The following is an 8,314-nucleotide window of genomic DNA, read 5'->3' on the forward strand; positions in this document are numbered from 1 at the left end:
GTTCAACCGCGGCCCGAAGTAACCGCCATGACAGCGCGGGCCGCCTCCCGCAACTCGTCCCGCTCCAGGGCGGCGTACTCCGACACCGCGTCGGCGTACGCCGCCCCGTCCGCGTCATCGCAGTCAGGCACTCAGCCCCGTCCCGCAGTGTCCGATTCGTTCAAGACCCGGTCTCCCGGTGCCGCCTACGGTGGCCCCATGAGTCCACGATTCGATGCCATCGGCCTGGTCGTCTCCGACATGGCCGCCTCTGTCGCCTTCTACCGTCGTCTCGGGTTCGCGTTTCCCGAGGGTGTCGAGGAGGAGCCGCATGCCGAGGCCGAACTGCCCGGCGGGCTGCGGCTGTTGCTGGACAGTGAGGAGAGTGTGCGGTCCTTCCATCCCGGGTGGCAGCCGCCCGTCGGGGGTGGCCGGGCCTCGCTCGCGCTGCTGTGCGACGGGCCCGGTGAGGTCGACGCGGTGTACGAGGAGATGGTGGGTGCCGGCTACCGGGGCGAGCTCAAGCCGTGGGACGCCTTCTGGGGTCAGCGGTACGCCGTCCTGAACGACCCGGACGGCAACGGCGTCGACCTGTTCGCGCCGCTGCCGTCAGCCGGCGAGTAGCTCGCCCAGCGTCGTTCCCGCCAAGTCCCTTACGTCCCGGGACAGGTGGGCCTGGTCCGCGAATCCGGCCCGGGTCGCCGTGTCCGCGAAGGGCACGCCCTGCCTCGCCAGTGTCAGCGCCCGTTGCAGCCGCAGTACGCGGGCCAGCGTCTTCGGGCCGTAGCCGAACGCGGCCAGCGAGCGGCGGTGCAACCGGCGTGCGCCGACGCCGAGTTCGTCGGCCGTGGCGGCAACCGGGCGGCCCGCGTCCAGGGCCACGACGACCTGCCGCAGCAGGGGGTCGGGCTGGTCGGCGTCGGCCGCGAGACGCAAGGCCACATCCTCCAGGCCGCCGGCCGGATCGGCGGCCGCGTTCACGCGCGCAGTGAGCTGCCGTACCCGCGCGGCCGGCCACAGGTCGGCGAGTTCGACGCGCCGGTCACGGACCTCGTACGCGGGCATCCCCAGGAGGGCGGGCGCGGTGCCCGGGTAGAAGCGGACGCCCGCCCAGGGTCCGGCCGTTCCCTCGGTGACGTACGCGCGTGTGTCCGGGCCGGCGACGAGCAGCCTGCCGTCGTTCCAGAGCAGGTCCATGCAGCCGTCGGGCAGGACCCGCCCCGCACCGGACCCCGTCGGCGTGTTCGTCCACACCACCGCGCCGCTCACCCTGGACGCCCGCTCCGCGTACACGTACGCCAGGCTACGACTCCTGAGGCCCGACGACCCCGACGCTCTGCGCCTCCCGCATCCGGTGCTCCTGCGGGCTCACCCCGTACACCCGCTTGAAGGCGTTGGACAACGCGAAGGCGCTGCCGTAGCCGACCTGGCGGGCAATGGCCTCCAGGGTGTCGTCGGAGTCGCGCAGCCGGTCGGCGGCTAGGGCGAGGCGCCAGCCGGTGAGGTAGGACATGGGGGGTTCGCCGACCAGGTCGGTGAAGCGGCGGGCCAGCGCGGCCCGCGACACCCCGGCCTTGGCGGCGAGCGACGCCACGGTCCACGGGTGGGCGGGGTCGTTCTGGACGAGGCGCAGCACCCGGCCCACGACCGGGTCCGCCAACGCCCGGTACCAGGCGGGGGCCTCGGCCTCGGGCCGGGAGAACCAGGCCCGCAGCGCGGCGATGACCAGCAGGTCCAGCAGCCGGTCCAGGACGACCTCCTGGCCCGGTTCGTCGCGCACGATCTCCTCCATGAGCAGCGGCGTGAGCGGGCAGCGCCACACGTCCGTCGGCAGGGACAGCAGCGGCGGCAGCGCGTCCAGCAGCCGGCCGCTGATCTCGCCCTGCCAGAGGTAGGTGCCGATCAGCAGGACCGCCGAGCCGTCGAGCCGGTCGCCCCAAGTGCGTACACCCAGGTCCATGGAGCCGCGCAGGGAGGTGCCGTCAGGGTAGCGGCACTCGGCGCCCGGCAGGATCAGCGCCTGCGGTGCCGTGCCGGGGTCGTCGGCGCAGGTGTAGGGGTCGGGGCCGCGGGCGATGGCGAGGTCGCCGGCCCGCAGCCGCACCCGCTCCCCGGCGTCCGGGACGACCCAGGCGTCGCCGCGCACCATGAGCATCACCGTCAGCGGCGCCTGGTCCTCCACCCGGACGGCCCAGGGCGGATCGAAGCACGCCCGGATCATGAAGGCGCCCCGTGCACGGGGACCCTCCAGGAGGCCTGCAAGGGGGTCCCCCCGCGATGGGGGCTCCTCCCGCTCGAGCGAAGCCGAGAGTGGGGGACCGTTCGAGCGTGGGGGAGCGTCCATGCGGTCAGCGTAGACGTGCGGATATGGGAATGAGCCGTTCAGCGATGGGCCCTTGCCGCGCTGCGGCAGTTCACTTGAGGCATGACCAGGAAAACGGACATGACAGTGGTGGTGACCGGTGCGTCCGGTCGTACGGGAAGCCGGGTCGCCCGGGCCGCGCAGGCCGCCGGGCTGACGGTGCGGCCCGCCACGCGCGCCCAGGGCTTCGACTGGGCGGACCGGTCGACGTGGGCGCAGGCGCTGCGGGGCGCCGACGCGGCGTATCTCGTGCACCCCGGGGACGTCGGTTCGGCGGCGGCCACACGGGCGGTCGGGCTGCTCGCGCACGAGGCGGTCTCTCTCGGCGTACGGCGGCTGGTGCTGCTGTCGGCGCGCGGCGAGGAGCAGGCGCGGCCGACCGAGGAGGCGCTGCGGGAGTCGGCCGCGGACTGGACGGTCGTACAGGCCGCGTGGTTCATGCAGAACTTCAGCGAAGGGCCGCTGGTGGAGGGGTTGCGGCTGGGCGAGCTGGTGTTCCCCGGTGGTGAGGTGCGCGAGCCGTTCATCGATGTGCGGGACATCGCCGACGTGGTGGTGGCGGTGCTGCTGGCGGGTGACCGGTACGTGGGGAAGGCGGTCGACGTGTCCGGGCCGCGGCTGCTGACGTTCGGGGAGGCGGTGGCGGAGGTCGCGAAGGCGGCGGGGCGTGAGCTGGCGTACCGGCCGGTGTCGGCGCGGGAGTACGGCGCGCACCTGGCCGGGTTGGGGGTGCCGGACGAGGAGGTCGAGCTGCTCGTGGAGGTGTTCGAGACGCTGCTCGACGGGCGGAACGCGCATCTCTCGGACGGCGTCCAGCGGGTGCTGGGGCGCGAGCCGCGCGACTTCGCGGACTTCGCCGCGGAGGCCGCGGCGGCGGGGACGTGGAGGCCCTGAGCGCCCAGCGGCTCTACTCCTGCGGCGGCGTCTCCCCGCCCCCCTTGTGGGTGCTCTTGACCTGTGTGCGCAGGCGAGAGGTCACGTCCTCCGGCGGGAGGAAGCGGGACCAGCGCTCCGGGAACTCGGACGGCATGTCGGGGTCGTCCGGGTCCGGGTCGTTCTCGCGGGCCGCGGCCGCACGGGCGACGTACTCGGCGACCTGCGCCTCGCGCATCCGCTCGTTGGCGGCGCGGGCGGCGGCCGTGGCGGCGGCGGGCCAGACCCGGTCGATGGCCGCGTTGACGGCGGCGCCGACGAGGACGGCGAACGCGGACACGCCGATCCACAGCAGCACGGCGACGGCGGCGGCGAGGGAGCCGTAGATCGTCGCGCCCTCGATGGTGTTCGTCAGGTAGATCCGCAGCAGGAAGCTGCCCAGCACCCACATGGCGAGGGCGACGAGGGCGCCGGGGACGTCCTCCACCCACGGCGAGCGCACCGGCACCGACACGTGGTACAGCGTCGTCAGGAAGGCGATGGACAGCACCATCACCACGGGCCAGTACAGGACCTGCACGACCGTCGTCGACCACGGCAGGATCCGCACCACCGCGTCCGGGCCGGCCACCATCAGCGGCAGCGCGACCGAGCCGATCAGCAGGGCCGCGATGAACAGCAGGAACGCCACCAGGCGGGTCCTGACGATCCCGCGGACCCCGTCGAGGCCGTACATCACGGTGATGGTGTCGATGAAGACGTTCACCGCGCGGGAGCCGGACCACAGGGCGAACAGGAAGCCGATGGAGATGACGTCGGGGCGGCCGCCCTTCATCACGTCGTCCAGGATCGGCTGCGCGATCTGGGTCACGCCCTTGTCGGACAGGACGGTGCGCGAGGCCTCCAGGATGTTGGTCTCCAGGCTGGAGATCGTGTCGGTGCCGGTCCAGTCGTCGACGTAGCCGAGCAGGCCGATCAGGCTGAGCAGCAGCGGCGGCACGGACAGCAGGGTGAAGAACGCGGCCTCGGCGGCCAGACCGAGAATGCGGTACTCGATGCAGGAGTTGACGGTGTCCTTGAGCAGCAGCCAGGCGGTCCTGCGCTTGGAGACGTTCCGGTAGAGGGCACGCGCCCGGTGGAGACGGCCGGACGGCGCGGGGGATTCACTTGCTGGCTGCACAAACCAAAGGTATCCGCCGTGCGGGGCCCGGTTCACCCTGGTGGGACGGCGGGCCGAGGGCTGCCGTGTCCGCGGGGTGACCCCGCCCGTACCGCGCGGTAGGTTCGCACACATGGCACGCAGCACCCACACCGTGACCAACCAGCCCCCACCGCTCGTCGGCTACGACGTCTTCACCGCCGACCGTGCCCTGGTGGCCGCCGTCGAACGGCACCTCGACCCCGCGCTGCTCGACGAGGCCCTCGGCGAGCTGGCGGCGCTGGGGCGGACCGCCGGGTCGGCGCAGGTGCAGGAGTGGGGGGTGCAGGCCGACGAGCATCCGCCGAGGCTGCGTACCCATGACCGCTACGGCCACCGGATCGACGAGGTCGACTTCCATCCGGCCTGGCACCGGCTGCTCGGCAAGGGCGTGTCGGCGGGCCTGACCGCGGCCTGGGTGCGGCCCGGCGGGCATGTGCGACGGGCGGCCGGGTTCCTGGTCTGGTCGCAGGTCGACGCGGGCAACGGCTGCCCACTGTCGATGACCCACGCCGCGGTGCCCGCCCTGCGCACGGACCCCGACCTGGCCGCCGAGTGGGAGCCGCGGCTGACGTCCATGGTCTACGACCGTGAGCTGCGGCCCGCCGGCCAGAAGGCCGGGGTGCTGTTCGGGATGGGCATGACGGAGAAGCAGGGCGGCAGCGACGTCCGCGCCAACACGACCGTCGCCCGGCCCCTTGCTCAGGACGGGACGTACGAGCTGACCGGGCACAAGTGGTTCTGCTCGGCGCCGATGTCGGACGGGTTCCTGGTGCTGGCCCAGGCGCCGGGCGGGTTGACCTGCTTCCTGGTGCCGCGAGTGCTCCCCGACGGCACCCGCAACGTGTTCCTCCTGCAGCGGCTGAAGGACAAGCTGGGCAACCGGTCCAACGCGTCGAGCGAGGTCGAGTTCGACGGGACCTGGGCGCGCCGGGTCGGCGAGGAGGGGCGCGGGGTGCGGACCATCATCGGGATGGTGGCGGCGACCCGGCTCGACTGTGTGCTCGGCTCGGCGGGTCTGATGCGGCAGGCGGTCGCGCAGGCGATCCACCACTGCACGTACCGCGAGGCCTTCGGCGGAAAGCTGATCGACGCACCGCTGATGCGCAATGTTCTGGCCGATCTTGCGCTCGAGTCGGAGGCGGCGACGACGCTCGCGCTGCGGCTCGCGGCCGCCTATGACGACGGAGGCGAGCAGGAGCGCGCGTTTCTGCGGCTGGCGGTGCCGGCCGCCAAGTACTGGGTGACCAAGCGCTGTGCGCCGGTGGCGGTGGAGGCGGCCGAGTGCCTGGGCGGCAACGGGTACGTGGAGGAGTCGGGGCTGCCCCGGCTGGTGCGCGAGTCGCCGCTGAACTCGATCTGGGAGGGCGCGGGCAACGTCCAGGCGCTGGATGTGCTGAGGGCGTTGCAGCGCGAGCCCGCCGCGCTGAACGCCTGCCTGACCGAGGTGGGCAAGGCGCGCGGCGCGGACCACCGGCTGGACGGTGCGATCAAGAACCTGCTGACGGAACTCGCCGACCTGGAGGGCATCGAGGCACGGGCGCGACGGCTCGTCGAGCGGCTCGCGGTGGTGCTGCAGGGCTCACTGCTCGTGCGGTACGCGCCCCCGGAGGTCGCCGACGCATTCTGCGCCTCGCGGCTGGGCGGCGACTGGGGCAGCGCGTTCGGGACGCTGCCGCACACCCTGGACCTGAGGTCGGTGGTGGCCCGGGCGCAACCGCTTTCGTGACCCAGCACGTCAGCAGGGGTGGTGCTGCGCCGACACGGCACCACCCCTGCCCACCTGGCCTGCTTGAGGCCATGAGCGCCGCACAGGCGACGTCGCTCAAGTTTCAATCACCGTACGGCTGTTCACCAGGGTTGCAAGGGGTTGCAACTTTCCGATCTCGGTGACCGGAGTGTGCCCCTCCGTCACCAATGGGCGGCAGTATGGGACGGACCATCAGGGCGCGACCGGAAACCGCGACCCGCAGGGGTCGACACCGGTCGCACACCAGGGTCGATCCAGGGAGGACTCAGTGACGCGGTCGCCGATCAACGTGACGCAGCTCGCCACCGTCGACGCGGCGCAGGCGGCACGGGTGCTCAGCGAGATGCGCGAGGCCGCCCTCTCCGGAGAGCGCACACACCTCGCTCCCCGGCCGGTCATCGGGGAGTCCTGGGGGCGCATGCAGCGCAGCGGGGTGGACCCGGAGCACGACTTCAGATCCGGGCTGCTGTCGCCGGAGGAGATCCGGCGGCGTCGCGAGGAGTCCCCGCTGCGCCATGTGCTGCCGGTGCTCAGGGAGGGGCTGGTGTCGGTCGCGGACACCGCTCACCACATCATGGTGGTCGCCGACGCGGAGGGCCGGGTGCTGTGGCGCGAGGGCAGTTCGGCCGTGCTGCGCAAGGCGGACGGGCTGGGATTCCTGCTCGGCGCCGACTGGCGGGAGAACGTCGTCGGCACCAACGGGGTGGGCACCCCGGTGGTGGTACGGCGGCCCGTGCAGGTGTTCGCCGCGGAGCACTTCGTGCGCTCACACGCCTCGTGGACCTGCGCCGGCGCCCCCATCACGGATCCGCGGGACGGCCGGCTGATCGGCGTGGTGGACGTCAGCGGCCCGCTGGAGACGATGCATCCGGCCACCCTCGCCTGGGTCGATTCGGTGGCCAAGCTCGCCGAGGCGCGGCTGCGTGAACTGCATCTGAGTGCGCTGGAGCGGCTGCGCGCGGTGGGCGCACCGGTGCTCGCCCTGCTGACCGGCCGTGCGCTGGTGGTGGACCGGGACGGCTGGACCGCCGCGGTGACGGGGATGCCGTACACCAGCCGGATCGGGTTGCCCAAGTCGCTGTCGGCGGGCCGCCGGTGGCTGCCGGCGCTCGGGCTGTGCACGGTGGAGCCGCTGGCCGAGGGCTGGCTGGTGCGGCCGGCCGACGAGCGGGTGCCGCCCGGGGCCACCCGGATCGTGCTGGACCTGGGACAGCCACGCCGCTGGTCGGTGACGGTGTCCGGCAGCGCGGGTTCCTGGACCCACGAACTGAGTCCGCGGCACAGCGAGTTGCTGTTCCTGCTGGCCCAGCACCCGGCCGGCCGCAGCGCCGCGCAGCTCGCGCAGGACATGTTCGGCGATCCGGCCCGCACGGTGACGGTGCGTGCCGAGCTGTCGCGGGTCCGGCGGTACCTCGGGAGTTTTCTGGAACACCGGCCGTACCGTTTCCGTGAGGGTGTGGAGATCGAGGTGATCCTGCCGTCCGACCCGCGCGAGCTGCTGCCGCACTCGACCGCACCGGCGGTGGTCCGGGCCCGGGCATCGGCAACCGTGCCCTGACCTGCGGCGACCATGCCCTGACCCGAGGGTGCGTCGGTATGGTCACGAGGCGGCATCTTCCGCGGAATTACGGGGTCTTCGTCCGCGACGCCGGTGACCTGCCGTAGCATCCCCTACGGGTCGCCCCACCTGCTCCTGGACCAACGCACGGATCATCAGGCGCAGTTGGCCCGCCTCGGGAGGACGGATGAAGCATCGCGGCAGACACCGCCGACGCAAGCAGGGCCGGGCGCTGCGGGCGTTCCTGGCCGGGACCGCCCTCGCGCTCACCGGCGCCGCCACCCTGATCAGCGCCTCCCAGGCCACGGTCGGCACCGATCCGGGCGCCCTGAAACCGCTCCCCTCCGACGTCTCGCTCGAGGCACTGCGCCTCCACGAGGAGCCGCTCCCGTCGCCGGCCTCGGCGGCGGGCGGCACCGTCGGGGTCGGCGCCGTCCTCGCGGACGCCGGCCACACCCTGCGTCCCGCCGCCGACTGCACCGGCGCCGAGCGCCGTGCGCTGCCCGTCTCGCCCGCCGCCACCCGCGCCCACTGCTGGGCCGAGGACGACACCGAGGGGTGGCGGCCGGGAGCGGTCACCACCTCCGTGGACGC

8 protein-coding genes and 1 pseudogene are annotated in these 8,314 nt (G+C 73.1%); 5 read left to right on the forward strand and 4 right to left on the reverse strand.

Annotated features, from left to right (window positions below; all coding sequences use genetic code 11):
* Window positions 1-2 precede the first annotated feature (2 nt).
* Window positions 3-131 carry a hypothetical protein gene (locus ACTWQJ_RS40595; protein ID WP_443311450.1) on the reverse strand — a complete coding sequence of 43 codons (129 nt, stop codon included), beginning with the start codon at window positions 129-131 and terminating at the stop codon, window positions 3-5.
* Between the two features lie 67 nt (window positions 132-198).
* On the opposite strand from ACTWQJ_RS40595, the gene ACTWQJ_RS40600 reads away from it, so the two are divergent.
* A complete protein-coding gene (locus ACTWQJ_RS40600; protein WP_443311443.1) occupies window positions 199-603 on the forward strand; it encodes a VOC family protein in 405 nt (134 codons plus the stop codon).
* On the opposite strand, the gene ACTWQJ_RS40605 is transcribed toward ACTWQJ_RS40600, so the two are convergent.
* Window positions 589-1,272, reverse strand: a complete 684-nt coding sequence (locus ACTWQJ_RS40605) for a helix-turn-helix domain-containing protein (RefSeq protein ID WP_443311444.1) — start codon at window positions 1,270-1,272, stop codon at window positions 589-591. The two genes, ACTWQJ_RS40600 and ACTWQJ_RS40605, sit on opposite strands and share 15 nt — an antisense overlap.
* A 10-nt stretch (window positions 1,273-1,282) precedes the next feature.
* The gene (locus ACTWQJ_RS40610; RefSeq protein ID WP_443311445.1) at window positions 1,283-2,323 is read right to left on the reverse strand and encodes an AraC family transcriptional regulator; all 1,041 of its coding nucleotides are present in this window, start codon (window positions 2,321-2,323) and stop codon (window positions 1,283-1,285) included.
* 81 nt (window positions 2,324-2,404) lie between these two features.
* Between ACTWQJ_RS40610 and ACTWQJ_RS40615 the strand changes: the two genes are divergently transcribed.
* Complete coding sequence (locus ACTWQJ_RS40615; RefSeq protein ID WP_443311446.1) at window positions 2,405-3,235, forward strand: NmrA family NAD(P)-binding protein; 831 nt, start codon at window positions 2,405-2,407, stop codon at window positions 3,233-3,235.
* 13 nt (window positions 3,236-3,248) lie between these two features.
* Here the strand turns inward: ACTWQJ_RS40615 and ACTWQJ_RS40620 are convergent, their stop codons facing one another.
* The gene (locus tag ACTWQJ_RS40620) at window positions 3,249-4,394 is read right to left on the reverse strand and encodes a YihY/virulence factor BrkB family protein (protein WP_443311447.1); all 1,146 of its coding nucleotides are present in this window, start codon (window positions 4,392-4,394) and stop codon (window positions 3,249-3,251) included.
* 112 nt (window positions 4,395-4,506) lie between these two features.
* Here ACTWQJ_RS40620 and ACTWQJ_RS40625 point away from each other — a divergent pair, with 112 nt between their 5' ends.
* The 3 genes and pseudogenes from ACTWQJ_RS40625 to ACTWQJ_RS40635 form a co-directional block, all read left to right on the forward strand.
* A complete protein-coding gene (locus ACTWQJ_RS40625; RefSeq protein ID WP_443311448.1) occupies window positions 4,507-6,141 on the forward strand; it encodes an acyl-CoA dehydrogenase family protein in 1,635 nt (544 codons plus the stop codon).
* A 289-nt stretch (window positions 6,142-6,430) separates the two neighbouring features.
* Window positions 6,431-7,720: a GAF domain-containing protein gene (locus tag ACTWQJ_RS40630; protein WP_443311449.1), complete on the forward strand. Its 1,290-nt coding sequence runs from the start codon at window positions 6,431-6,433 to the stop codon at window positions 7,718-7,720.
* A gap of 187 nt (window positions 7,721-7,907) precedes the next feature.
* A pseudogene (locus ACTWQJ_RS40635) lies at window positions 7,908-8,314 on the forward strand (hypothetical protein); the annotation flags it as partial.

Source organism: Streptomyces sp. KR55 (assembly GCF_052245645.1).
In the GTDB taxonomy this organism is placed as follows: domain Bacteria; phylum Actinomycetota; class Actinomycetes; order Streptomycetales; family Streptomycetaceae; genus Streptomyces; species Streptomyces flavusporus.